At 57.5% G+C, this 24,854-nt stretch carries 22 protein-coding genes and 5 tRNA genes; 3 read left to right on the forward strand and 24 right to left on the reverse strand.

Features of this window, described 5'->3' with window-relative positions; all coding sequences use genetic code 11:
* Window positions 1-4 precede the first annotated feature (4 nt).
* From ruvA to IDL90_RS01780, 17 genes are all read right to left on the reverse strand, one after another.
* Window positions 5-598: a Holliday junction branch migration protein RuvA gene (gene ruvA / locus IDL90_RS01700; RefSeq protein ID WP_187994109.1), complete on the reverse strand. Its 594-nt coding sequence runs from the start codon at window positions 596-598 to the stop codon at window positions 5-7.
* Window positions 599-661: 63 nt separating this feature from the next.
* Complete coding sequence (gene ruvC / locus IDL90_RS01705; RefSeq protein WP_187994110.1) at window positions 662-1,306, reverse strand: crossover junction endodeoxyribonuclease RuvC; 645 nt, start codon at window positions 1,304-1,306, stop codon at window positions 662-664.
* A gap of 8 nt (window positions 1,307-1,314) precedes the next feature.
* Window positions 1,315-2,073 carry a YebC/PmpR family DNA-binding transcriptional regulator gene (locus IDL90_RS01710; RefSeq protein ID WP_187994111.1) on the reverse strand — a complete coding sequence of 253 codons (759 nt, stop codon included), beginning with the start codon at window positions 2,071-2,073 and terminating at the stop codon, window positions 1,315-1,317.
* Between the two features lie 83 nt (window positions 2,074-2,156).
* Window positions 2,157-2,732, reverse strand: coding sequence for an NUDIX hydrolase (locus IDL90_RS01715; protein ID WP_182140773.1), 576 nt, complete (start codon window positions 2,730-2,732; stop codon window positions 2,157-2,159).
* Window positions 2,725-4,011: a PrsW family intramembrane metalloprotease gene (locus tag IDL90_RS01720; protein WP_182140772.1), complete on the reverse strand. Its 1,287-nt coding sequence runs from the start codon at window positions 4,009-4,011 to the stop codon at window positions 2,725-2,727. The genes IDL90_RS01715 and IDL90_RS01720 overlap by 8 nt, the downstream gene beginning before the upstream one ends.
* Entirely contained in the window at window positions 4,001-4,444 is a 444-nt protein-coding gene (locus IDL90_RS01725; protein ID WP_187994112.1) for a hypothetical protein, read from the reverse strand. Before IDL90_RS01725 ends, IDL90_RS01720 begins: the two co-directional genes overlap by 11 nt.
* Before the next feature lie 137 nt (window positions 4,445-4,581).
* A complete protein-coding gene (locus IDL90_RS01730; protein WP_182140770.1) occupies window positions 4,582-5,754 on the reverse strand; it encodes a glycosyltransferase family 4 protein in 1,173 nt (390 codons plus the stop codon).
* Window positions 5,751-6,698, reverse strand: a complete 948-nt coding sequence (locus tag IDL90_RS01735; RefSeq protein WP_182140769.1) for a phosphatidylinositol mannoside acyltransferase — start codon at window positions 6,696-6,698, stop codon at window positions 5,751-5,753. The genes IDL90_RS01730 and IDL90_RS01735 overlap by 4 nt, the downstream gene beginning before the upstream one ends.
* A complete protein-coding gene (pgsA, locus tag IDL90_RS01740) occupies window positions 6,695-7,330 on the reverse strand; it encodes a phosphatidylinositol phosphate synthase (RefSeq protein WP_182140768.1) in 636 nt (211 codons plus the stop codon). The genes IDL90_RS01735 and pgsA overlap by 4 nt, the downstream gene beginning before the upstream one ends.
* Complete coding sequence (locus IDL90_RS01745; RefSeq protein ID WP_182140767.1) at window positions 7,330-7,908, reverse strand: HIT domain-containing protein; 579 nt, start codon at window positions 7,906-7,908, stop codon at window positions 7,330-7,332. Before IDL90_RS01745 ends, pgsA begins: the two co-directional genes overlap by 1 nt.
* Window positions 7,909-9,933, reverse strand: coding sequence for a threonine--tRNA ligase (thrS, locus tag IDL90_RS01750; protein ID WP_182140766.1), 2,025 nt, complete (start codon window positions 9,931-9,933; stop codon window positions 7,909-7,911).
* On the reverse strand, window positions 9,930-11,018 hold the full coding sequence (locus tag IDL90_RS11655) for a lipid II:glycine glycyltransferase FemX (protein WP_182140765.1): 1,089 nt from the start codon (window positions 11,016-11,018) through the stop codon (window positions 9,930-9,932). Before IDL90_RS11655 ends, thrS begins: the two co-directional genes overlap by 4 nt.
* 79 nt (window positions 11,019-11,097) lie before the next feature.
* A complete protein-coding gene (locus IDL90_RS01760; protein ID WP_187994113.1) occupies window positions 11,098-12,567 on the reverse strand; it encodes an amidase in 1,470 nt (489 codons plus the stop codon).
* A 192-nt stretch (window positions 12,568-12,759) separates the two neighbouring features.
* Window positions 12,760-13,212 carry an AraC family transcriptional regulator gene (locus IDL90_RS01765; RefSeq protein WP_187994114.1) on the reverse strand — a complete coding sequence of 151 codons (453 nt, stop codon included), beginning with the start codon at window positions 13,210-13,212 and terminating at the stop codon, window positions 12,760-12,762.
* 125 nt (window positions 13,213-13,337) lie between these two features.
* Window positions 13,338-13,409 (reverse strand) — tRNA-Val (locus tag IDL90_RS01770).
* Between the two features lies 1 nt (window position 13,410).
* Window positions 13,411-13,481, reverse strand: a tRNA-Cys gene (locus tag IDL90_RS01775).
* Window positions 13,482-13,533: 52 nt separating this feature from the next.
* Window positions 13,534-13,606 (reverse strand) — tRNA-Gly (locus IDL90_RS01780).
* A gap of 193 nt (window positions 13,607-13,799) precedes the next feature.
* Here IDL90_RS01780 and IDL90_RS01785 point away from each other — a divergent pair.
* Window positions 13,800-15,047, forward strand: coding sequence for a carboxylate--amine ligase (locus IDL90_RS01785; protein WP_187994115.1), 1,248 nt, complete (start codon window positions 13,800-13,802; stop codon window positions 15,045-15,047).
* 25 nt (window positions 15,048-15,072) lie between these two features.
* On the opposite strand, the gene IDL90_RS01790 is transcribed toward IDL90_RS01785, so the two are convergent.
* From IDL90_RS01790 to IDL90_RS01810, 5 genes are all read right to left on the reverse strand, one after another.
* Window positions 15,073-16,434 carry a hypothetical protein gene (locus IDL90_RS01790; RefSeq protein ID WP_187994116.1) on the reverse strand — a complete coding sequence of 454 codons (1,362 nt, stop codon included), beginning with the start codon at window positions 16,432-16,434 and terminating at the stop codon, window positions 15,073-15,075.
* A complete protein-coding gene (locus IDL90_RS01795; RefSeq protein ID WP_187994117.1) occupies window positions 16,418-18,091 on the reverse strand; it encodes a cell wall-binding repeat-containing protein in 1,674 nt (557 codons plus the stop codon). Before IDL90_RS01795 ends, IDL90_RS01790 begins: the two co-directional genes overlap by 17 nt.
* A gap of 299 nt (window positions 18,092-18,390) precedes the next feature.
* Window positions 18,391-18,462 (reverse strand) — tRNA-Val (locus IDL90_RS01800).
* Between the two features lies 1 nt (window position 18,463).
* A tRNA-Gly gene (locus IDL90_RS01805) sits at window positions 18,464-18,536 on the reverse strand.
* A 74-nt stretch (window positions 18,537-18,610) separates the two neighbouring features.
* Window positions 18,611-19,660, reverse strand: a complete 1,050-nt coding sequence (locus tag IDL90_RS01810; protein WP_187994118.1) for a GNAT family N-acetyltransferase — start codon at window positions 19,658-19,660, stop codon at window positions 18,611-18,613.
* A gap of 93 nt (window positions 19,661-19,753) precedes the next feature.
* Between IDL90_RS01810 and IDL90_RS01815 the strand changes: the two genes are divergently transcribed.
* The gene (locus tag IDL90_RS01815) at window positions 19,754-20,317 is read left to right on the forward strand and encodes a DUF3000 family protein (protein WP_187994119.1); all 564 of its coding nucleotides are present in this window, start codon (window positions 19,754-19,756) and stop codon (window positions 20,315-20,317) included.
* Window positions 20,310-21,623 (forward strand): HRDC domain-containing protein, encoded by a 1,314-nt coding sequence (locus IDL90_RS01820; protein ID WP_262508946.1) that lies wholly within the window; start codon window positions 20,310-20,312, stop codon window positions 21,621-21,623. Before IDL90_RS01815 ends, IDL90_RS01820 begins: the two co-directional genes overlap by 8 nt.
* A 9-nt stretch (window positions 21,624-21,632) precedes the next feature.
* Here the strand turns inward: IDL90_RS01820 and pflA are convergent, their stop codons facing one another.
* Window positions 21,633-22,517: a pyruvate formate-lyase-activating protein gene (pflA, locus tag IDL90_RS01825; RefSeq protein ID WP_187994120.1), complete on the reverse strand. Its 885-nt coding sequence runs from the start codon at window positions 22,515-22,517 to the stop codon at window positions 21,633-21,635.
* 68 nt (window positions 22,518-22,585) lie between these two features.
* Window positions 22,586-24,847, reverse strand: coding sequence for a formate C-acetyltransferase (pflB, locus tag IDL90_RS01830; protein ID WP_187994121.1), 2,262 nt, complete (start codon window positions 24,845-24,847; stop codon window positions 22,586-22,588).
* Window positions 24,848-24,854 lie beyond the last annotated feature (7 nt).

Raw genomic sequence — 24,854 nt, forward strand, 5'->3', positions numbered from 1 at the left:
GATATTAGAAGCCACGCTGGGCCCCCAAGACACCTAGAGCACCACGCAGCATCTCTTCAACACTCGTGAACTCACCGGAGAGTTCATTCAGCGTGCGTTCTGCGACGGCACGCGGCCACCCCAACTGCTCAAGGGCCGCTGCGACAGGTTCCCGCAATGCGGTAGTCGTCGTTGAAGCACAAGAATTCCCTAACGCACTATCTGCTGGCAACCCCAACTTGTCGCCAATCTCCAGAACCATACGCTGCGCTGTCTTTTTTCCCACGCCCGGTATCCGTGCAAGCAGGGTCAAGTCGCCTGATGCTACGCCTCTGCGCAAATCATCCAGCCCAACGGTGTCAATAGCTGCGAGGGCGAGTCTTGGTCCAATCCCCGAAACAGACATGAGGACTTCAAAGCCATCACGTTCTTCCGTGGTGTTGAACCCAAAGAGGGTCAGAGAGTCTTCCCGGACGATGAGGCTTGTCTGCAGCGTGACTTCCTCAGAGGCAATCTGCAAAGACTTTGGGATCTCTACCCGAAAACCGACTCCTGACACGACAATCTGCACCCAGTCGGCACTGCGGATACCGACAGTGCCTGTAAGTGATGAGATCACAGCTCTCCCTTCGAACAGTTGTACGATACCAGTGCGCACCGACAAAATGGGAAATGCCTCCCGCTACGGGGTGTTCTTCCTCTGCGTGTTGCGCCTTGGATCAACCGCACCTCGCCGTTTTTGCATGGCTTGGGCTTGCGCCCAAGCCTGCTGGGCTGGAGTAAGTGGAGCCTTGGAAGAAACTTTCCCAGACAGTGACACCTCTACCGCGCTATCAGATCCGCTACCCAAGAGGCCTGTCCCCCGCCATGCGTGACAGATGGCAATAGCGAGAGCATCCGCTGCATCGGCGGGCTGTGGGGGCGCGGACAGAGACAGAATGCGTGCAACCATGTGTTGGACCTGAGCCTTCCCCGCTCGGCCCGACCCTGTGACTGCCGCTTTCACCTCAGAGGGCGTATACACAGCCATGGCAAGTCCCGCGCGTCCCACTTCCACCATTGCTGCACCCATGACCTGGGTAGTTGGCGTCACTGACTGAAGATTGTCCTGGGTAAATACACGTTCGATTGCAACTACCTCAGGTTGGTACCTGCCAATTGCCGCTGCGATTGCATCTGCGATATCCCTGAGGCGGAAGTGGGTGGCCAGGGAAGGGCTGGTTCGAGCAACTTCGACTCCAACCAGCGTGGCCCTCCGTGAATCATCGACTTCAACGGCTCCCAAACCACAGCGCGTGAGGCCGGGATCGATTCCCAGTACTCTCACTGCCCGGTCTAGTCTTCTTCCTCAAGGGCCGCTGCTACCTCTTCTGAGATATCGACATTTGAGAATACGTTCTGTACGTCGTCGGAGTCATCCAGCGCATCGATCAGACGCATCACCTTCTTTGCGCCCTCGAGATCCACTGGAACTTCAACTGACGCTTCAAATTCTGCTTCAGCTGAGTTGTAGTCAATGCCCGCGCTTTGCAGTGCGGTGCGGACGGCGACCATGTCCGATGGATCCGAGGTGATTCTGAATACATCGCCATAGCGAACGACGTCGTCAGCACCCGACTCCACCGCCACCTCAAACAGATTGTCTTCGTCGACGCCTTCAGTGGGTACCTCGATCATGCCCCTCCTGCTGAAGAGATATGACACGGAGCCAGGCTCGGCAAGCGAGCCACCGTTCCTGCTCAGCGCGACTCGAACTTCAGACGCTGCACGGTTGCGGTTATCCGTCAGGCACTCGATCAGCAGCGCGACACCACCGGGTCCGTAGCCTTCGTACATGATGCTCTGCCAGTCAGCGCCTCCGGATTCAGCGCCGGACCCACGCTTGAGAGCACGGTCAATGTTGTCTGCCGGAACCGAATTCTTCTTGGCTTTCTGGATGGCGTCATAGAGCGTCGGGTTCGCAGCGGGGTCACCCCCACCGTTACGTGCGGACACTTCAATGTTCTTCACCAGTCGTGCGAAGAGCTTTCCACGCTTCGCGTCGATGGCGGCTTTCTTGTGCTTTGTTGTCGCCCACTTAGAGTGACCGGACATGATGCCTCCCTGTTGCAGATTCGCTGGTGATTCTACCTTGTGTAGACCGGCTTCCAGTACCGGCAAACGGCCTTGCATTCACATCAACGCGGATCGGGGTCCCTTACCCACCCTTGCGTGGCGCCGCCCTCGGCCGCCAACTCTACGTAAACGCCATCCCATTCTTTGTGCCACGCAAGCACATGTTCCGGTAGTGACAGCGGATACACCGTCTCACGCCCTGCAAGAGCTACTAGTTCCTCCGGAGAAAACCAGGCAAACTCGTCGAGCGTCTCGTTCTCCAGCGCAGTTAGGTTCTGAGACTCGACCTGTGGTCTCACTCCGTCAACACGCGCGATGAAGAAAAGCTCCTCTTGACGTGCCATGACATTACGGAAACGAAACTCCGCCTTTCGATGCATGACCGGACCTTCCACGAAACGTGCATCGAAACAGAATCCGGTCTCCTCAATCGCCTCACGAAGTGCCCCCGCACGCGGATCCTCGTCCTGCTCCAACCCTCCGCCGACCGTAAACCACCAGCGGTGTTTGAGGTCGTGCGTATCGTGGCCCCTGATCAGGAGAATGTTTCCTTCACGATCAAAAATGAGTAGCCTCGCGCCCTTTCGGCTGGGTACGCCCTCGTCGTCGGGAACCCAGTCGGGACCCAGATCAGTCATCTCCGGCGATTCTTCCCTCTTCAACGGCCAACTGACCGGCTTCCAAGTACGCTTCCCGATGAATGATCATCTCAGCTAGTGCCTTCTGTGCAACCAGGGTACGAGGGCGTGACGGTCCGCTGTTCTCAATCTGGCGTTGCTCTAGTCCCAGCCGTCCCGCGTTCTTCATGTAACCCCGCAGCGCTTTCGGGGCTGGCTTGCCGACTTTCCGGGCCCACTGCCTCGCATACTTCCTCCCCCCGGCATCGCAAACCATATGGAGCTCTTGGGTGGACAACCAACCTGTTGCCACATAGGGGTCCAAGCCTTGTCCAATACGCGGAAGTTCTTTTTTCGGCCGCCGCAGTATCCAGATCAGCCAGACAATAAAGAGTGGAACCTCAAGCAGGATGTACCAGACAAGCCACTCGATCCCCCTGCTGGCTAAGCCATTCCAAGCAGCATGAACGAAAATGGCTGCAATCCACCCCACGCCACCTCGCCAGCAACGACTCCAGATCCCCTTGGGACCTAGAAGAGCCGCGGCAACGCCGATCCCGATTAGGGATGTTGCGAGGGGATGGACGAATGGACTCATAACTGCGCGGGCAAAGATGGTCACGCCCAAGGATGAAGTACCTTCAGCGTGGGCCTGAGCAAAGTAGAGGATGTTCTCAGTGAATGCGAATCCCGCACCAGCCAAACCCCCGACTGCCACACCATTGCTGAGTGAGACCACGTACGGGCGACCCACGACAAGAATGACCACAACCCCAAGACCCTTGAGGACTTCTTCTGAGAACGGCGCCACCAGGACCGCAGCGCGGACTTCCGCAGATGCTACGTCGCCTAAATAGTGGATGAGATCTTCAAAAAGGGCTGTGTTGATAGCCGCCGCAATTGCGGTTGCGACACCGGCGCCCCATGCAGCTGAGAAGAGAAGGTATCTGAGCGGCATTGGTGCCAATGCGTCCGAGCGGGAGAGAACCCATGCCACGATCCCCAATGGGAGTAACGCAATTAGGCCGAACGCACCGGTAGAGACGAACCCGGTACTTTGAAACAAGACAAGACTGGTCGCGATCAAACCCACTACTGCGGCAATGACGATTACCGTGTCCGAGGTCGACAGCCCTCTTGCAACCCACCACGTCCGGAACCGCCCAACTTTTGCATCTGAAGAGGGCTGGGCTTGGGAGTATGGCGAGGGTGAATCGAGGTGATGCCCCTCGTCTTGCCGCTCAGATCTCTGGGCTGAGAGCCGGTACCGCTCCCAGGGATTAGGCTCGCTACTGGTCATCTATATCCACATACTGTGGCAACGGTGCTCTACCACTGAGGTGAAACACGCGTGCAATCGGCTTGGCACGGAGCCTGCGTACATTGGAGACATCCTGGTTGTGCAAGTTGCGAGCCACTCGCGCCCTGTAGGTCGCAGAAGCGAGCACGTCCAACTGTGTGTGAGTCAGGACGGACTGTTCCAGCTCCCCGCGCAGCTCGGGAGTCAACGTCGAGCGAAGTACTTGCGATAAAGAAGATTCAGCGTGGCGTCGCAGTGCCGAATCCTCTGCGCTGCCTCGACCCTGTCGTGCAAACCCTCCCAGAGAATCTTCAGCCAATGGAAACTCAGCGGCGCTCAGGGCCGCGGTAGCCACTTCCCGAAGAGCGTTCGAATCTTCCTTTGTGAGTGCTCCCGAATCGGCAAGCCTCACAGCCTCTGCAGAGCGTTTCACTAGGTGTCGATCCAAGCGGAGCCGCGCGGACGCGATTCTCCGGTGCAGTCGGTCAATCCTTGCACCATAGGTCCAAGCTAAGGTCGCAACCGTCACGATGAGAATCACCCCTCCACTGACCCACCACATCCAGGATGTCACTGAGGATCTGCCTTGCCCATCTTCGATCGAACGGTTTCGTACGCAGTGCCCGTCACGGGCGGGGCACCCCAGTCGACTACTTCCTCATAGACGGCCATGATCTGGTCGGTCACAGTTCCCCAGTCATACATCGCTGAACGCGCAAGACCGGCTGCAGCGAGGGCCTCGACGCGTTCGGGATCGCGCAGAAGCGCCCTCGTCTTTTCTGCAAGGGACTTGGAGTCTCTATTGGAGAAAAGCTCTCCGGCATTTCCATTGTCAAGGACCGCCGAAAATGCGGCGATATCCGATGCGACAACAGCGGTACCTGCGGCCATCGCCTCGACCAGAACAATACCGAATGACTCGCCACCCGTTTGCGGTGCGATGTAAAGGGTCGCCCCGCTCAGGAGGGAAGCCTTCTCTTCATCACTGATCTCCCCAAGGAGTGTGACGTTGTCTGGGTGGCGTTTGAGGACGGAGTCCAAGACCTTGGCATCCCCGCGGCCCGCAACAAGGAACCTGGCGTGTGGAAACTCTGCGAGAACTGGCTCAATTGCGCCTTCGAAGACTGGAAGACCCTTTCTCGACTCGTCAAGACGCCCGAGGAAAACAATGACGGGCACGTCGACGGATCCTTCCCATTCGGGAGTGGGAGCCGCCTCCTTGAACAAACTCGTCTCAACTCCATTGGGAATGATGATCGCATCACCACCGTGATGTTCGACAAGTGTTCGCCGCGCCTCATTCGACACAGCAATGCGGGCCGATATTTTCTCCAGCAGAGGGCGAACAAGCGGGGCGGTTAGAGTGCGGATTGTGGAGCGCTCCATAGCGGAGTGAAACGTAGCCACGACGGGCACATCGGCATTTTTTAGTGCATGCATTCCAAGTGATGGGGTGCCCGGTTCATGAATATGGACAACATCAAAATTGCCGTCTTCCAGCCACTTCTTGGTCTTCCCTGCTGCGCGCGGACCGTATGACAGCCGGGCAACAGAACCGTTGAACCTGATGGCGACAGCAGGCCCTGCAGGCACAAACCAGTCGGGGTGGTCATCGCTCTCGGAAGGAGCAAGAACTGACACAAAATGTCCGCGACGCACCAGTTCCGTTGCCAGGTCTTGGATGTGGATCTGCACGCCACCTGGAACATCAAATGAGTATGGACTGACAATACCGATCCTCACTGCATCTCCCTTTCGTTGCCTTCAGCCCTATTCTCCAGTGCACGCTTCCTAGCTCGCTCTAGCCTGGCAGGGTCCAGGTCCTTGACATAGAGCTTTTGCATCATGTGCCAGTCGACAACATGTTCTTGCATGATAGGAGCAATGGCCTCTACCCATGCCTTGGTCCATGCCTCTACTAAAGACTGTCCCGCTCCAGGAGTCGGACGAGGTATGGGGTCCGTGAAATGGAAGTAGAGCTGCCATTTGCCTTTGAACCGTCGATATGAAATATGACCGGCGATCAAAGGCCTGTCAAGGGCCTCTGCAAGCGCAGCAGGTCCAGCAGCAACGAGAGCAGCCTGAGAGCCGAGCATGACTTCAACTCCGCTTCCAGAGATATCCCGGTCAGCAAGGAGTGGCACCAACACAGAACGTCCTCGCGCCTGGTCCTTCAGTTGCTCAAACACGTGCTCACCGGGACCCACCCCGATAATCTCGAGACCAAGAGAGTTACGGAACTTGACGAACTCATCAAACAGTTCTGGTGGTTCCAGCTTCTCAGCAACCGTGAGAACCGTGCCGTAGCCTTGGGAGAACCAAGCGCCCGCCATGTCCCAGTTGCCGGAATGTGTCAGGGCTAGGACTACGGGGCCGTCCTTCATCAGGTCATGAACTGTCTCAACCCCGGGGTAAACACATGCTTGCCTGATCTCTGCTGTGGAGAATCCCGGAAGCGTGAACTGCTCAGCAAAACTCCGGAAGTACGATTGCACGCCTTGTCGAACCATGGTCTGCGAAGCATCCTGGCCCAGTAGTGCAGCATAGTTGCTTCGAAGTTGACGTACGGAACCGCCATTGCCTCGTGCGACCACTCGGGCCGCAATGTCCGCCCCGCCATAAACCAGTGTGCGCGGTAAGTGTGGAAGAATGCGCCAAGCAAAACGATAGATGCGACCCAAGTTCATGACTGTTCTAGCCCCTCGCCTGCCAGGGCGCGGTGGGCGACCACCATCCGCTGGATGACTGTCACACACGAAGCAAACGCCACCCAGACCATTCCGATTGGGAAGAGAACCTCGGGAAGCCCGAAGTCTGTGAAACCCGCACCGACGAGGACGATGATGAGCCGATCGGTACGTTCCGCAATTCCGACCTTGGCAACGACGCCGAAGTTTTCCGCCCTCGCACGCGTGTAAGGCACCACGCCAATGGCAACCATTGAAACGATTCCGGCGACAATCGTTGTTGTCCGGATGGCGCCGTCTGGCAGTCCCACAATCGCCCACCACAGCAGTGAGCCAAAAACCATTCCATCGGTGATTCTGTCCATGGTGGAGTCAAGGAAGGCACCGTACTTCGAGGACGTGCCAGTCAGGCGGGAGAGCACGCCGTCGACCGAATCCGCGAACAGGACGACTCCCAGCAGAATCCCCCCTAATCCCAGGTAGCCCCGAGCCAGAAGGCCGAAAGAAAGCCCGGCAACGATGACAGCGGATCCGTACGTCACCATGTTCGGTGTGATACCGATGCGGGCCAGCAGCTTTGCAAACGGAGTGAAGACTACGGTCGCAACCGACCGGCCATGGTTTCCAAGCACTACACGATCTCCTCATCATTCGACGGACGTTCTACAGGCCAGGCTGCCGCGAGCTTGGCGCGGGCATCCCCAAGTAGCTCTGGAATCGCTTTGGTTTGGGCAATGATCGGGAAGAAGTTGGCGTCCCCACCCCACCTTGGCACGACATGTTGGTGCAGGTGACCGGCAATGCCTGCTCCCGCAATTGCACCCTGGTTCATCCCCAGGTTGAACCCGTGGGGGGCTGCAACAAGCCGTTCCACCCGCATTGCCTCGGCGGTGAGTTCACCGACCTCGATCCGTTCATCGGTCGTCAGGTCGGTGTAGTCAGCTACATGCCGGTAGGGACAAACAAGCATGTGGCCAGAGTTGTAGGGGTAGAGATTGAGAATAACGAACGCGTTGCGCCCCCTGTGGACAATCAGTGCGTCCTCATCGTTTAGTGATGGTGCGACACAGAACGGGCATGCCGAGGCCGCCCTCGTGTCACCGGATTCGATGTAGGCCATGCGGTATGGGGTCCACAGACGTTCGAAGCCGTCTGGGGCACCCGCCAACTCGTGGCCATCTCCGGAATCAACACCGTTCTGCTGAGACATCTACTGTGCCACTGGCCAAATGTCGTCGTCGTTGCGCCGCGTCCGAATGTGATCCACAATCCTCGCCACGGCGTCATCAACGGGAACACCGTTGATCTGTTCGCCGCCGCGAAGGCGGAAAGAGACTGCATCTGCGGCTTCGTCCTCGCCCCCGGCAATCAGGACCACTGGAATTTTCTCTTTGGAAGCGTTGCGGATCTTCTTACCAAACCTGTCGGAAGAAGTATCGACCTCCACACGGACGCCCTCTTTCCGCAGTTTCTTGGCAATGTCATCCATGTAGTCATTGAAAGCGTCGGCAACGGGAATGAGTCGAACTTGAACAGGTGCCAACCACAGTGGGAATGCGCCAGCGTAGTGTTCAAGAAGAATCGCGAAGAAGCGCTCAATCGAGCCGAAGAGAGCCCTGTGAATCATCACGGGTCTCTGCCGTGATCCGTCCGACTCCGTGTATTCCAGGTCGAGGCGCTCAGGCGTGTTGAAGTCCAACTGGATCGTGGACATCTGCCAGGTGCGGCCGAGGGCGTCGCGGGCTTGCACTGAGATCTTCGGGCCATAGAACGCTGCGCCGCCGGGGTCTTCGACCAGTTCTAGGCCTGATTCCTCAGCAACCTCGCGAAGTGTTGCCGTTGCCTCATCCCAAATCTCATCAGTGCCAACGTACTTTTCGGGATCCTTGGTGGAGACCTCCAGGTAGAAATCCTCCAGTCCGTAGTCACGCAGCAACTGCAAGATGAACTCTAAGACTTCGCGGATTTCATCCTTCATCTGCGATCTAGTGGTGTAGATGTGCGCGTCATCTTGCGTGAAACCGCGGGCGCGCGTCAGGCCATGAACCACACCGGACTTCTCGTATCGGTACACGGTACCGAACTCGAACAACCTCATAGGGAGGTCGCGGTATGAGCGCCCTCGTGAACCAAAAACCAGTGAGTGCATGGGGCAGTTCATGGGCTTCAGGTAGTAGTCCTGACCAGGTTTGGTAACCTCCCCCGTTTCCTCATCGACGACCTCATCGACATGGAGGGGTGGGAACATTCCGTCCTTGTACCAAGCGAGGTGTCCCGAACGCTCAAACAATTCGCCTTTTGTGATGTGGGGGGTTGAAACGAAGTCGTATCCGCCGGCTAGGTGCTGGCGACGTGAGTGCTCTTCCATCTCCATGCGCACGGCTGCACCTTTGGTGTGGAAGATAGGTAGTCCCGACCCGATTTCATCTGGGAAGGAGAACAGGTCCAGTTCGCTGCCCAGTCTGCGGTGATCGCGTCGCTCAGCCTCTGCGATGCGTTCCTGATAAGCCCTCAGTTCATCCTTGGTGGGCCAGGCCGTGCCGTAGATACGCTGCAGTTGAGCGTTCTTCTCACTTCCACGCCAGTAGGCTGCGGACGACCGCGTCAATGCGAAGCCGTTCCCCAGGTACTTCGTTGACGGCACGTGAGGGCCGCGGCACAGGTCCTTCCATGCCACATCGCCATTGCGGCGTACGTTGTCATAGATGGTGAGCTCGTCGCCGCCCACTTCTACGGATGATCCGTCCTCGGAAGTAGCCGACGACTTGTCGGCGATCAGTTCGATCTTGTAGGGCTCATCGGCTAACTCTTCGCGCGCTTCGTCCTCGGAAACTACCCTTCTGCGGAAGGTCTGGTTCTCTTTGACGATCCGCGCCATGGACTTTTCCAAAGCACGCAAGTCCTCTGGAGTAAAAGGCTCGTCAACACCGAAGTCGTAGTAGAAGCCATCGGTGATTGGCGGGCCAATACCAAGGTCAGCGTGGGGGTTGACGTCCTGGACAGCCTGCGCAAGCACGTGGGCGCTGCTGTGGCGGAGAATCGCAAGCCCTTCAGGTGAGCCAATGGTGATCGCGGAGACTACGCCCCCGTTCGGCAGCTCTGCTGCGAGATCAACCTCCTTGCCATTGAGAGTCATTGCGACGATGTCACGTCGTTTCCCAAAGAGGTCCAGACCTGTGGTCCCAGGTTCAACTTCCTGGTCTTCTCCATCAACATTCACCACGAATGATGTCACTTTTCCCCCAGCGTCAGACTTTCAGGTGCGGTGGGCCCGCCTTGCCTGTCCAATAATAGCCGCAGCCTTGAAGACACCGACCGCCATGTGGCCCTAACCTTGAGTGCGCCACATAGAGTTCCGTAAATGTTGGGACGGAGTGGGAACTCCCATAGCCCCGGTACGTTCGTGTAGTTCTGCACAAACTGCAGCTTGTACCGGCCCACGCTGTAGAGGCTTGGGACCATCGGTGAGTGCACACCCATCAAATCGAGGTCGCACATGCCTTCTTCGGCCAGCATGCACGCCACCTCGAAGTCCAAGAGCACCGTCGCCTTGGTCTGCCGCGAACTGTCGGAGGAAGCCCCGAAGAACGCCCCAACATTCTTGCGGTAGGCGATTACCAAATCCCAGCACACCAGGTCACCGTCGATGCGGGCACCAAATAGCCGCGCGTGCTCTGGACCCAACTGAACTAGGAGCTGCCAATAGTAGTTCTCTTCATGAGGCGTGAAGCAGTCCCTCAGGGCAGTCTCTTCCAAGAGTTTGTAGTACTCGTGAAACTCTTCTTGAGTAAGCCCCGTCTCCTCCGCAATCACTCCGCCCGCTTCACCAAACAGCGTCTGGGATCGTCGTACGAGTTTGCGTCCCGCTGACGGCATGGCATCCAAAGCTGCCTGACGGTTGCCTCGTGCTCCATTGATCAAGGCTGTTCGATCATATCCGAGGACGCGAATCGGGGTTCGCAAGAAGGGGTGGACATACCATGAGTGAAGGCGGATGAAGACGATCTCCGGGTCTTCCGCTGTTACATATCGTTTGATCGCTAAGAGGGCCGATTCTTCACGTTCCGGTGGCGGCTGCTTCAACCAGACTGGGCCACGACGAGCCCAGAGGAACTTTGCGCCGCGAAGTTCATGGCTGTACAGCGATACGAATGCAAGGGGTTTTCCGTCCTCGCTAATTAGGAGTCGAAAGCGAAGAGGACTACCCATCACAGCAGCGAAACCCTCCCACGGTTCCGCCTGCTCGAGAGGTGTGCGACCGACAAGACCACTCTGGACTTGACGTAGGTCCTCTGCACTTACGGAATGGACTTCGAGCACTGCTCCTCCTACATCTGGCAATTGCGCGTTGTCGCGCCTAGCACAAGCTGAGAATACCAAGCAAGGTTGTCCTCTAAGTTCAGATTGGAAGTGGCACACGCGACGACCAGTCGGCAACCTCCTCGAGTTGCAAGGCGAGTTTCAGAAGCGTCGACTCATCCCCCGGCCTGCCTATCGCCTGCACGCCCACCGGTAGTGTGATCCCGCCCGGAGCACCGTCTGGCTGCCCCGTGCCGACAGGCATGGAGAGGGCTGGAAGGCCGGCAACGTTCACATAGCTGGTGAAAGGGGTGAACTGGCACTGCTGCATAAAGTTACGTTCCCCATCGGAGTCATCAAACCACCCGGTTGGTCGCGGTGTCATGGCGAGTAGTGGAGTAAGGATCAGGTCGTAGGGCTGGTAGTCAGCAATGATCTGTAATTCGAACTGTTTCAGTGCTGCCAGCGCCTTGGGAAGGTCGGCAGCGGGACGTGTTCTTCCCGTGCGGACAAGCCATGCGGTGAGGGGTTCGAGCGCGTCGAGCGCCTCATCTGGAACAGGGAGTGATGCAGCGCTGGCCATCCACACGGCACGGAAACTCGCGAAGTAGTCCGGGGCTGGACTCGGCTCGACGTATTCGACAGTGTGTCCCATCTCCACTGCCGCTAACAGGGCTTCCTCGAACACCCGGTTCACTTGGTAGTCGACCTCAATCTCATAGTTCGTCGACCAAGGCGACCACACATTCCACCCAATTCGCAGTGGGCGGAGAGGGGCTTCAAGACTATCCACGTAAGAGCCCGAGGCCGGAAGTCCGAGGTCGTCGGGGGCACGCAGTGCGTACCTATTTGGTCCGGTGACCATCCCGTCCAGCAGCAAGGCAACATCACCAACGCTGCGTCCAAGAGGTCCCCCTACCGCAAGCCCCGCGAGGGAGGCAATACCAGACTCCCCTGGCACGCGACCCCGGGTCGGCTTGAGCCCAACCAGTCCACATGCGGCCGCGGGAATGCGAATGGAGCCCCCGGCGTCGTTGCCAGGGGCAAAAGGTAGCATTCGCGCCGCAACGGCAGCCGCCGCCCCAGAGGAGCTACCCCCGGGATCGCGCGTCAGATCCCATGGGTTGCGGGCCGATCCTTGGGGCAAGAGATTCTCCCCGTATGCCGGGAAGCCGAACTCAGGAACGTTGGTCTTTCCCAGTGAGACCCCTCCGGCCTCATCCATATCAACAACGATTGGTGAAGATTCCCCAGCCATATAGTCGGCCGTGAGTCTCGAACCATAGGTAGAGGTAACCCCACCCCTATCGTTCAAGTCCTTGTCAGCGAAGGGCATGCCCCACAGCGGAGAATCGTGACGGATAGGCCGACCTCTATCACGACTGTCGTCCTCGAGTTGACGGGCCCTATCCAGTGCACGCTCAGGCGTAACTGTCGTAAGTGCGTGAACACTCGGGTTCAGTAGGTCGATCCGCTCCAAGTAGTGCTCGGTTAGTTCGACGGGAGAGATGGTGCCTTGAGTGAGGAGTTCGCGTTGGGTGAGGGCCGGGAGTTCATGCAGTTCAACCATGTGTCAATACTCCCACGCGCACCCTCCCCCCGATGCTCAGCGAAGTGATTGCGTTGGGAACCGATGTGCACACCGGGTACACACCCCAGAAGCACATTTCACCCCAACGTATACATTTCGCGAACTTGGAGGGCTAGCGCCGTCACCGTGAGTCTGGCGGGGGGTCCATCACCACAAGTCTTAAGGGACCTACTATTCGCTTTGGCTCGTTCTACTAATCGGTACCAGGCAGTCGACCTCGCCCTCACGGCGGTAGTACTCGATGTGCGGCCTCTTCGGGTCGTGGTCTGCGCGATCGAAGAGCACGTCGAATGCTGGGGCGATATCGTCGTATATGGACGGGGCAGACCCGCGCAAACGCAGCCGGAGGTAGCTCCCGCCAGGAATGACGGTTTCGTCCAGACCAAGGGGGTTATCGAAATCTCGATCGAGCCGCACAGACGACAACCGATAGACGCCATGCTCACCGTAGAAGAGTCCCATCATCTTGCGACCCTGCAGCGAGTCGAATGAGTTCTCAAAACCGGGCCAGGCAGCTTGAATCGCCGAGATGTCAAGGCCAACGTCGCGACTCAGGGCAGGGGTATCGTCAAGTTCGATGACGTCGATCCGGCCGAGCGAGTGATTCACAGAGTAGTTGCTCATAGACTCAAGGATAACGGGCTGGAAGTTGGAGGCTGAAAAATGATATCCCCAAAACATCCCCATTGGCGCCATTTTCACGTCTGTGTGTAAGGACTTTTCGTTGGTATCATGCCGATCCTGCTGTGTGGGCCATACTGGGATCGAACCAGTGACCTCTTCCGTGTGAAGGAAGCGCGCTACCCCTGCGCCAATGGCCCGAGGTGGGTACGGGATTCGAACCCGTGTTGACGGCTTTGCAGGCCGCTACCTATCCTCTCGGTCAACCCACCATAACACTCATCAATTTACCCGACATACCACCATACGGAGAAACCGTGAGAGAGCGGATGACGGGATTCGGACCCGCGACCCTCACCTTGGCAAGGTGATGCTCTACCAACTGAGCTACATCCGCGTTTGGCACCCGAGGCGGGCGCCAATCACGAGGCAAAACTCTACCCGCGGCTTTGACACTCTAGCAAGTCGAGGGAGGTAGACGACATTGGTGAAGGAGGCTGCGCAGCTAGAATTGAAAGCTATCCTAGGGCTGGCGGCAAATGGGACTTCTGCTTGTCGCTGCATGCACGCGAAGATTAGGCAGGCTGAAAATGGTAAGCAACTGGCACTCGACTCCTACCAAACCCATTCTCCCTGTTGTGTTTGGTGGAGATGCAGGAGCCTACGCCCTTGGGCTTGAGTGCTATGAAGCCTTTGGCGTCAGGTGCCTGTGCGTTGCCAACGAGCCTGTCGCACTTATTAAAGAGTCGGTGTTCTTTGACATTCAGCACATTGAACCGGGTGCAAGCGATGAGCAGAGGCTCGCATCCCTCACTGAGGTGGCTGAAGCAAACGGGGACAAACACCTGATTTTGCTGGCAAACTCTGACGGAGCTATCGGATTTTTCGCACGCCATCGTCATGTACTTGAAGAGCACTACCTGATACCGTCACCAACGGACGCTACAATTGCCAAGCTCTGTGACAAGGATTCCTTCGCCGAAGTATGCACAGACCTTGGGGTTGCCACACCCCAAACCATCGTCGTGAACTGCGCCGGCGCGGACGATGATTGGGAAGCACCTCTCATCGACATCCCGTTCCCAGTGGTCGCCAAAGCGTCTTCAGGCAGCGCTTATGAGAAGGTCTCCTTTCCAGGAAAAAGGAAGATCTGGTTCATATCGACTGCCACCGAGCTCAACGAGCTGTGGAGTCGCCTGCGCGAAGCGGGTTTTCGTGACAAGTTCCTGGTCCAGCAGCTCATCCCAGGTGGCGATGATCAGATGCGCTCACTGACGTTCTACGTGGACTCGTCCGGCGAAGTGAAGCTGCGTAGCTCAGCCCAGGTATTATTGCAGGATCCGTCTCCAACCATGATTGGGAACCCCGTGGCAATGATTACGGAGGCTCTTCCTGAGCTTTGGGAGTCTGCCGAGAGGATTCTGAAAGCTGGCCAGTACACGGGCTTCGCCAACTTTGATATCAAAGTCGACCCGCGAGATGACAAGCCGTACTTCCTAGAGGTCAACCCCCGCATTGGACGCAACTCCTACTACGTCGTGGCCGCGGGAGCGAACCCAATGGAAATCATGGCAAACGACCTCATCGACAAGCGCGCCCAACCTCGTGTAGATGCCGTTAGTCCGGCCCTTTACACTCTGGTTCCGGTCTCCCTTATCAAGAAGTACACCACCGATCCCATCCTGCTCCAGAAGGTGCGTTTCCTGGTGCGGGAGCACCGAGTCGTCAACCCGTTGCGCCGCCCGGTTGAGAAGAACCTGAAGAGGAAGGCAATCGCACTGGGGCAGACCTACAACTATTTCCAAAAGTTCCACCGCTATTTCGAGACAGGTGTCTAGGAGCGGGGATTTGCGCGCTCCGAACTTAGGGCACTTTGGCAAAGGACCAGATCACTGCACCTGAGTCATCCAGGGACGGGATTGCCAGAATCCTCCCGTTGACATACGGAATTGATATTCCTGGGGCGTCTCCAATGTTGCTGATACCGAGCCCTTCGGCGTCCCACATGAACATGGAACCGTCACCACCGTAAGTCCCGTTACCCCACACGAGGACGTCGCCACTTATCGATGTCTGCGCCCAGGCTGAAAGGGCATTAACTGCGGCTACTAGACGCTGTTCACGCATGCTCCAGACTAGAATCCAAGCGCCCTCCCCGTTCTCATTTGTTGCCGTGACAGCAACTTGATCTCCATCGGTCGAGATTGCGCCAATCCCCCACCCTGGTGTTGAGACTTCGAGAACCGGCGCGGCCTCACCAACGAGTGTCCTTTGATTGTCGATCCACAGTGGTCCAGTCCCGGTAACAACAGGACTCGTGCCGTTAGCCACCAAAGTGACTTCGCCGGGGTTGGTATTCGCGACCCTCGCAATCACCTGAGTCCACACGTTACCGCCGTCGCTGGTAATGGGAGCAGGCGTGCCAGGTAGGCTATCCGCCATACTGCTCGGAACTACCGCCTCGAAGTAGGTGGTACTACCGTCCGTGGACGGAGCAATCGACCAGCTTCCCCGTGGCGCAAAACGATCTCCGTGAAGCAGGAAACCAGATGCTAGTTCGGTGGTTCTTCCTGTCTCCCTATCCCAGCCGACCACTCTCCAATCATCAGTATTGAGGGTCGGAAGAGCATCGGCCATCCCGGCCGAACCCTCCCTCCAGACCACCCAAGTGCCATTGGATGATGCATCCTGTGGCTCGAAGTACAACCCATCCTCATTTGAACCCGCCAGCTCTGCCATGTCCTCAGTAAGGGTTGGGTCCTCTTCGAAGACGCCCTCGCCATTGATAATGCCCAGGACGGAAGGAATATCACTCAGTTCCTCAACAGTGTCCAGTTCAGGTGGTTGCAGCTGCGCGCCAAATGCTGTCCCATCGCTCAGGAGCGTCCGCACAGACGGCCCTGGCATCCCAGAACTGGGAGCTTGGGTTCTACCGATGACATCCAGCTCAACGGCTCCGATTTCGATCGAGGTCGGCTCCACAACCTGTGCGCCATCAAATGCACCAACACGTGCGCCTAGCTCGAAGGGAAGTCCGCCAAGCTGAACCACCGCCCATTCCGGCCCGGCGCTCTCTGCGCTGGATTGGACTTGGGACTCAATGCTGGCTGTCAACGGAGCCTCGGGTCGAGTATAGGAGGATGTACAGCCGGAAAGAGCTGTTGCCGCACCAACGAGGACAATAGCTAGGCCGCACGACGCCGAGTGTCTAGTAGTAGATGCCATAGCGCTGAAGGTACTTGGTAAATCCCGCGAGATCATGCACGAATGAAGCCTGCGACGGGCCGTAGAAGTGAGAGGCCGAGTCGAGCATGATTATCGTTCCGGCACTAGCGTTATAGCCCTCCACTGGCATCAGGTGACTGAAAGTGGAGTAGGCAGGGTGGCCATTGTAGTGGGCGCCACCCGAGTATTCTTGCGTATCTACGATCACGGGGCGACCAGTGGAAGTGAAGCTGCTGGACACCGCATTGCGGAACTGCGCTGTAGTTGGCGTCGGCTGACGACCATAATGACTACTGCCTGTCCAGGCATTGATCCCCACGGACATTTGAGCGTCTGCATAGAGCGTGCGCCGATTGTAGTCAGTGCGGAGAAACTCATCCCTGGCGAGATTCTTCTGTGAGAGGGCAAGACCTGTGCGGCTCGTAGTGTAGCCCAGACGAGACAGGATCATCTGGGCGGTAGCGGGTCCACAGTAGTAGCCATTTTGCTGGGCCTGATGTGTCATGTTAAATCGGTAAAATCCACCAGATTGAGAAACAACACTCGGAAGTACCGGGCAGGTGAGACTGTATGCGTTGGCGGTAAGGACGGCGGTACCTCCAAGATTCAGCACTCTGGATTGCACAGCCCCCATTTCGGCAACCTCCTTCGTGCGACAATCCTGCTTGCTCAGCAGTATCGGAGCAGAGTACGCAGTAGAAGCAGGTACCCCCGCCATGGCATCCGCGTACGTCGCTCCTGTCGCGTAGATGACTGTTGGGGTAGGGCCGCCCCAAATCTGCTTGGCTACCGCAGCCGAGGTCGCGTAGCGGTCCTTTCCAGATACCAAAGTAGGAGTTACACCACTTTTTTGGGTTATAGAGCTCAGATCCGACTTAGACCAGGTTCCCCCTACGATGAGGACGGAAGTCGGCAATGATTCGGCCAAGGCATCACCTAGGTCAGGGCTGTACTTGAATCCACGAGTCAGAAGAACTGGGCCACCCCCCAGCTTTGGGGTTGCGCTTGCGGCGACGAGCGCATCCGGGAAATCTGTACCCGTAGATATCGCAACCGGTGATCCGGCTGGGAACTCCCCTGCGATTGCGCGTGCGGTGCCATATCTGTCCGTCCCAGCAAGCCTGACAATCTCGGTGGAAAGAAGCGAGAGCTGCCGCTCAACACTGGCGCTTACTGCACCCGTTCCTCCGCCGATATAGATGGTCTTTGGGGTGAGCCGCTGTATTTCATCGTGAACGACTGTTGGTAGTGACTGGGCCGATGTGAGCAACAGCGGTCCCCCGGCGTAGGCAGCAAGTGCGCCCAGGGCCAATCCGTCTGAGTACGACGTTCCAGAAGCAATGAATACCGAGTCAGCTTTTCCGTTCGGAAAGAGTCGCTTAGAGATCGCCACTGCGGTTGCATACCTGTCGCCTCCGGACGCCCTCTGTGTCCCGCGAATCAGCGGCGTGGCATCTGCAAATGAGCCCTGAGGAAGGACCTGTGCGGTCATAGCATCTTCGGCTTCGGTAGGTTGAACACCTTCTTCTGGACCGTAACTTAGGTGCTCCAAGTCTCCGGACATGCTTTGGTCGGTGTCAACCATGGTGGCATCAGGATCCGTTAGAGTCTCTGCTTCTTCCCTGCTCTCTAATGGGTTATCGTCGGGGCCTACCACGGGTAACTCCCCCGTTCCGGAGCCACTCGTAGGAGTTTCCCCTTCTGGCTGCAATTCCACAGGACTCGGTACGGGGGACATGCCGGAAGAAAGAGCGACAGTCAAGATGCAGGCGAGCAAGAAGTGGCCGCTTCGCACGTAGATCACCATCCTATGCAACTGTGTTCAATACCACCACAGCCTACAATGTGGCGAGGTTACTGACATAGGTGAAAGCTCGATGCCGCCGCGTATGGCATTGCAAAACAAATACGGGGAGTCGCTATGACTCCCCGCTTGCGTGTACCACCATTTCTGAGTGGGCCGTACTGGGATCGAACCAGTGACCTCTTCCGTGTCAGGGAAGCGCGCTACCGCTGCGCCAACGGCCCGAGCGGACAACGGGATTCGAACCCGCGACCCTCACCTTGGCAAGGTGATGCTCTACCAGCTGAGCTATGTCCGCAATGCTTTTCCGACGTTATGCCGTAGGAGCAGATGTAACTCTATCAGCGCTGGACGCGCCATCCAAACTGGCACTTAGTCAGCTTTTTCACGTTGGGAAATCCTACTTTTCAGCGTGTTGAGCTTGGTCTTTCCATCTTTCAATACTTCAAGCGTCCGGTAGGCGGTTCGGTTCACTGGGATGTCATAGGCCGGAGCTACTTCGCTGATTTCCTGTGCGAAGCCGGATTTGAATGCGGTCAGAGCATTCAGTGAGGGGGCGAGGTCGGAACCCACGCCCATCAGGTCCATTGTCTTGTAACCTTCCGCCCCGAGATCGACGAGTGCCGCATAGAGCACCTGGATGGAAGCCTCGTGTTCGCGACCCTCAGCGTTGGCGGCGGCATAGTAGTAGACGGCCTCGGTGCCCGACAGGGTGAAGATTGCGAACCCCACGACCCTCCCGTCCACGCGACCCGCGTACAGCCGCCCATGGTCGCGCTTGAGCGTGCGCAGCATGTTCTGGTAGACGGACTTGGACCAAGGCGTGAATCCCTGCCTCGCCGCAGTCTCCGCCATAATCTCGTAGTACTCCGTAAAGTCTTCGAGCGCCAGCTCCGTCTCATCAGCGCAGTCGACAGGAGTCTTCTTTATTGCGCCGCGAACCTTTGTCCTGGCTCGCTTCTTGAAGCCCAACATCAAATCATCTGCATTGTCCTTCAAGTCCACAAAGACGGTGCGATCATAAGTGGTTATCTGCATCGGGCCATGTGCATCAGGACCCGGAAAACGGAGGTGAAGTCTCAAGAAGGCGGTTCCTCGCGCTGACTTCTTGATCCACTTGACCATCGCCTTTACAGTCGCGTTCTCAAGCTCTTCCGACTGCTCTACCAACCAGACGGGACCGTGCTTGCACCAGAGGAAGTCAAAGCCGTGGTAGCGGTATCGGGTCAAACTGAAGATTGCAGCAGGAGTCCCATCAACCTCGACTGAAAAGAAGCCAACCAGGTGCCGATCAGGAAATGTCTCTTCGAATTCTGCCCACACCCAAGTCTGTTCGATTGGTACGTTGACACCCGCATCGACTGCGCGCGTCCTCATTTCTTGGGCCGCAATTGGACTGATAGCAACCTGTGAAAATGTCATTTGTCCTCCTCTACTACAACGCTACCGCAGTTGACCATACTCAATACGGCGTGGTTCCGTACATTTTCGACCACGCTACGTAGAGTTATCCTCGTGACTCGATCTGCTCCCCCGCAGGACTTCATTTCTGCACTTGGCAGCCTACGTGATGCCTGGATTGACCCGAGTCTGATTGTTCATGAAGTTCCAGCCCCCACGAGGCTCGCAACATGGTCTGCTGCAGTTGAGATTGAGACGCAAGAGAGAAATGGCGAGCAGCCAGTTGCGAAGGCAACCCTTGTCATCCTTTGTGATCCTCAACAAGAGGAGATTTGGGGCGGACCGATCCGCCTTGTAGGGCAGGCAAGGATGAGTGTTGATGACGATCAGAGTACAGACCCGCTCCTTGGCGAAGTAATCTGGGCGACGCTGCTTCAATCCCTAGCTGATGCTGGCTCCACGCCTCTTGCTTGCGTAGGAACAGTCACAAGAGAAATCTCTCAAACCTTTGGCGGCCTTGAGCTTCAAGGCTCAACCTTGAATGCAGACCTGCGCTGCTCATGGACACCGACATCAAATGACCTAAGCGCAGACCTGTCCGGTTGGGCTGAAGCACTGCGCTCAAACTCAGGGGTGCTCCCACACGGAGTTACCCGCTTAGGACACCGCATTGGCTGAAGCACCACTCTTTCGCGAACCCATCAACCCAACGTCACCCGTGAGGGGGCCACGACTGCAGGGGGTACCTCTCACAGTCGAGTCTAAGGAAAATACTCCTTCCACAGCTGCTGACCCTGAGCTTCGACTTCTTCGCTCGCCGGTCGAAGGCATTCCTGACCTGATTGACTCAGCCGCGGCTCTTGAAAATGCTGCGCATCGCCTTGGCAGAGACAATCAGCCGGTTGCCGTCGACACAGAACGTGCACAGGGCTACCGCTACGGAGGTGGGGCATACCTGGTCCAGGTGCGTAAAGACGAGGTCGGATCTTTCCTGATTGATTCTCGCGCGTTGCCTGATCTCTCCTCGTTGGCGCCAACGATGACCGGCCCATGGATTCTCCACGCGGCAGATCAAGACCTGGCGTGCATGCAGATGCTGGGTCTTGTTCCAACGTCTATCTTCGACACGGAGATCGCAGCACGCCTGCTCGGTTTCGAACGTTTCTCCTTAGGTTCGGTGACCGAGCACGTCCTCGGTATCACCTTGGAGAAGAGTCACCAGAATGAAGACTGGTCGCTTCGCCCTCTTCCCATAGATTGGCTACGCTATGCGGCTCTCGATGTGGAACTGTTACCTGAACTTCGCTCACAAATGACCTTGCGACTCGATGACGCGGGCCGGATGGAGTGGGCCGAGCAGGAATTTGTCCACGAGTTGACCCATCCGCTGATACCGCGGGATCCATCGTGGCGAGACCTGAGGGGACTTGGGAAAGTCCGCACACCACTTGGCTTGGCTGTCGCGCGCGAACTGTGGACCGTGCGCGAAGAGCTTGGGCGGGAGCTCGATGTCGCGCCCGGTCGCCTTCTGGCAACCAACGGGATTGTTGCAGCAGCGCTCGCTGATCCACGTTCCAAAGGCGCGCTGACATCAATCCCAGAATTCCGCCGGACGAGGGCGCGCAAGCACACCGATACATGGTGGAGCGCCGTGGCACGGGCCCACGCACTTCCTGAGGGCGCGCTACCCGATGCGAAGACACCCCATGACCCGAAACATGTACCTGCAGCGTCCATGTGGAAGAGACTGGATCCTGTTGCGTGGGAAAGACTGCAGACCATGCGTGCACTTGCTAGTCGTGCGGCTGCTCCACTGGGAATCCAGCCGGAAGTCGTCCTCGAACCACGCGTCCAAAGAGAGGTGGCATGGAGACCGCTTTCCGGTGATTTGGATGTGGCACTTCAGAGTGCAGGCGCACGCGCGTGGCAGATAGATAATCTTTCCCGAGCAATTACCGCAGACACTATCGCGTCCCTGCGTTAGCAGCACGTGTCAGTATGTGGCTATCCCTCGTCGCCTGAAAATATCCCGAGCCTGCTCGGTCGCCTCAGCCGTGGGAGGTTTTGTCTCTTCCAGCTTGTAGTCAAACCCCAGAGCCTCCCACTTGTCGCGCCCCATCTGGTGGAACGGGAGTACCTCAACGCGCTCAAGTGAGGGAATCGATGACGCGATTTCCGCGACTCTCTCGATGTTGTCACGGTCATCGGTAAGTCCGGGAACGAGGACGAACCGCACCCACACCGGCACCTGTGCAACACCGAGGCGCTGTGCAAACTCCAGGGTTGGCCCAAGTTCCTGATTCGTTGTCCTCTTGTAGACCTCAGGGACACCCGACTTGATATCGAGTAAGACCAGGTTGAGGTTTCGCATCATCGCATCGCTGCAACGCACTCCAAGGAAACCCGAAGTGTCGATGGCTGTATGGATGTCGTTGTCGCGGGCAAACTGGAGGATCTCAGAGACCCCGCGAGGTTGCATAAGAGGTTCCCCACCAGAGATCGTGATGCCGCCTCCTGTGCGGGCAAATATCCGCCGATACCTGTAGATACGCTGGCACAACTCGTCAGTTGGAACCAGTGTCCCCCGGCGCATGTCCATAGTGTCCGGATTGTGGCAGTACAGGCATGAAAGCGGACAACCTGACAGGAACGTAGTCATCCTTGTTCCCGGACCATCTACCGCGGTAACCAACTCCCAGGAGTGAACAGACAGCAGTTGACCGGCATGGATCATCGCCGCTTGCTCACGGCGTTCCACATCACCTAGTGGGTCGAGGCCGTCCAGCCCACCCCCGGAGCGGCGTAAGAACGGGTGGTCAGCGGGCGCGGGTGCGTACTCTCCAGACACACCATCAGACGGACGCTGCACGGCAGACATTTCTCAAGCCTTTCGGAAAGTGGAGAAAGCTTGGGCCCGACAGGTCATGCCGGGCCCAAGAAGTCACATCACATGTGATCGTGGAATGTTCGACTGATGATGTCCAGCTGTTGTTCACGTGTGAGGCGAACAAAGTTGACCGCATAGCCCGAGACACGCACGGTTAGCTGCGGGTAGTTCTCCGGGTGTTCCGTGGCATCTTCCAAAGTGTCACGGTTGAGCACGTTGACATTCATGTGGTAGCCGCCCTCGCCCATGTAGGAGTCCAGCAGACCCACCAGGTTTTGCACCTGTTCGCCCTCAGTGCGGCCCAATCCTGCTGGAACGACCGTGTTGGTAAGCGAAATGCCATCCTGGGACGCATCGTAGGGAAGTTTTGCGACGGAAAGCGCTGAAGCCAACATGCCGTGGGTATCACGGCCATTCATTGGGTTTGCACCTGGAGCAAACGGTTCGCCAGCGCGGCGGCCATCAGGAGTGTTGCCCGTGTTCTTGCCGTAAACAACATTCGACGTAATGGTCAGGACCGACTGGGTGTGTGTTGCTCCCCGGTAGGTTGGGAACTGACGAATCTTGTTCATGAACGACTCAACCAGGTGAACGGCAATCTCATCGACCCGGTCATCATCGTTGCCGAAATGGGGGTAGTCACCCTCAATAACGTAGTCAACAACGATGCCGTTGTCATCGCGTACCGGTGAAACCTTGGCGTACTTGATGGCGGACAGTGAGTCGGCAGCCACAGAGAGGCCGGCGATGCCGCATGCCATGGTGCGAAGGATCTCCGTGTCGTGCAGCGCCATCTCGATACGCTCGTAAGCGTACTTGTCATGCATGTAGTGGATGCAGTTGAGGGCGTCCACGTAGGTGCGGGCAAGCCAGTTCATGAGTCCGTCAAACTTCTCCAGGACGTCCTCGTACACCAGCACGTCCCCGGAAACAGCGTCCGAGGGCGGCGCGACCTGCATACCCGTGATCTCATCCTTGCCACCGTTGATGGCGTAGAGGAGGGCCTTCGCCAAGTTGACGCGCGCGCCAAAGAACTGCATCTGCTTGCCGATCTCCATGGCAGAAACACAGCAGGCAATCCCGGCGTCATCGCCCCACGACTCACGCACCAGAGCGTCCGATTCGTATTGGATTGCGGAAGTCTCGATTGAGGTCTTCGCGCAGAACTCTTTGAAGCCTTCGGGGAGCTTCTCTGACCAGAGAACCGTGAGGTTTGGCTCCGGTGCCGGACCCAAGTTGTTGAGGGTCTGCAGCATGCGGAACGAGTTCTTGGTGACCAGTGTGCGTCCGTCGTCGCCGGTGCCACCGATCGTCTCTGTGACCCAAGTGGGGTCTCCGGAGAAGAGAGCGTCGTACTCGGGGGTACGGAGGAAACGCACGATGCGCAGCTTGATGACGAAGTCGTCAATGATTTCTTGCGCCTCGGTTTCAGTCAACGTGCCCTCAGCGAGGTCACGCTCAAAGTAGGCGTCCAGGAAAGTAGAGGTGCGGCCCAGCGACATTGCCGCACCATTCTGCTCTTTGACTGCACCCAGGTAGGCGAAGTAGAGCCACTGCACTGCTTCTTTGGCGTTCTTCGCAGGACCGGAGATGTCAAAACCGTAGGACTGAGCCATTCGCTTGAGCTCTTCAAGGGCGCGAATCTGCTCCGCAATCTCTTCACGTTGCTGAATGATGCCCTCTTCTGAGAAGCGTGCATTCAGGTCAGCCTTGTCAACCTTCTTGCCCTGGATCAGACGGTCAACACCGTAGAGTGCGACGCGGCGGTAATCACCTATGATCCGGCCTCGGCCGTAAGCGTCAGGCAGACCCGTGACGATGTGCGATGAGCGTGCCTTACGCACCGAGTCAGGGTAAACATCAAAGACACCCGCATTGTGAGTCTTGCGGTAGTGGGTGAAGATTTCCTTCACGAATGGGTCAACTTCGTAGCCGTACGTTTGCAGCGACTTCTCAACCATGCGCCAGCCGCCATTGGGGATCATTGCGCGCTTGAGGGGGGCGTCAGTCTGCAGGCCGACGACCACGTTGTCATCATCGCTGATGTATCCCGCGGCATGTCCGTCAATACGACCGGGAGTCTTCGTGTCGATATCGTAGACGCCCTTTTCACGCTCCTCAGGGAACATGCCCGACAGCGTCTCCCACACACGTTCGGTACGCTGTGTCGGTCCGGCAAGGAACGAAGCATCCCCTTCAAACGGCGTGTAGTTAAGCTGGACGAAGCCGCGCACGTCGATAAAGTCCTGCCACAAACCCGGCGTGAACCCCCGCCAGGCTTCCTGGGTAGCGGTTGAGGTGGATTCGATGGTCGTTACCATGCTGCTT

Origin of the sequence: Schaalia sp. JY-X159, from assembly GCF_014525425.1 — a bacterium.
In the GTDB taxonomy this organism is placed as follows: Bacteria; Actinomycetota; Actinomycetes; order Actinomycetales; family Actinomycetaceae; genus Scrofimicrobium.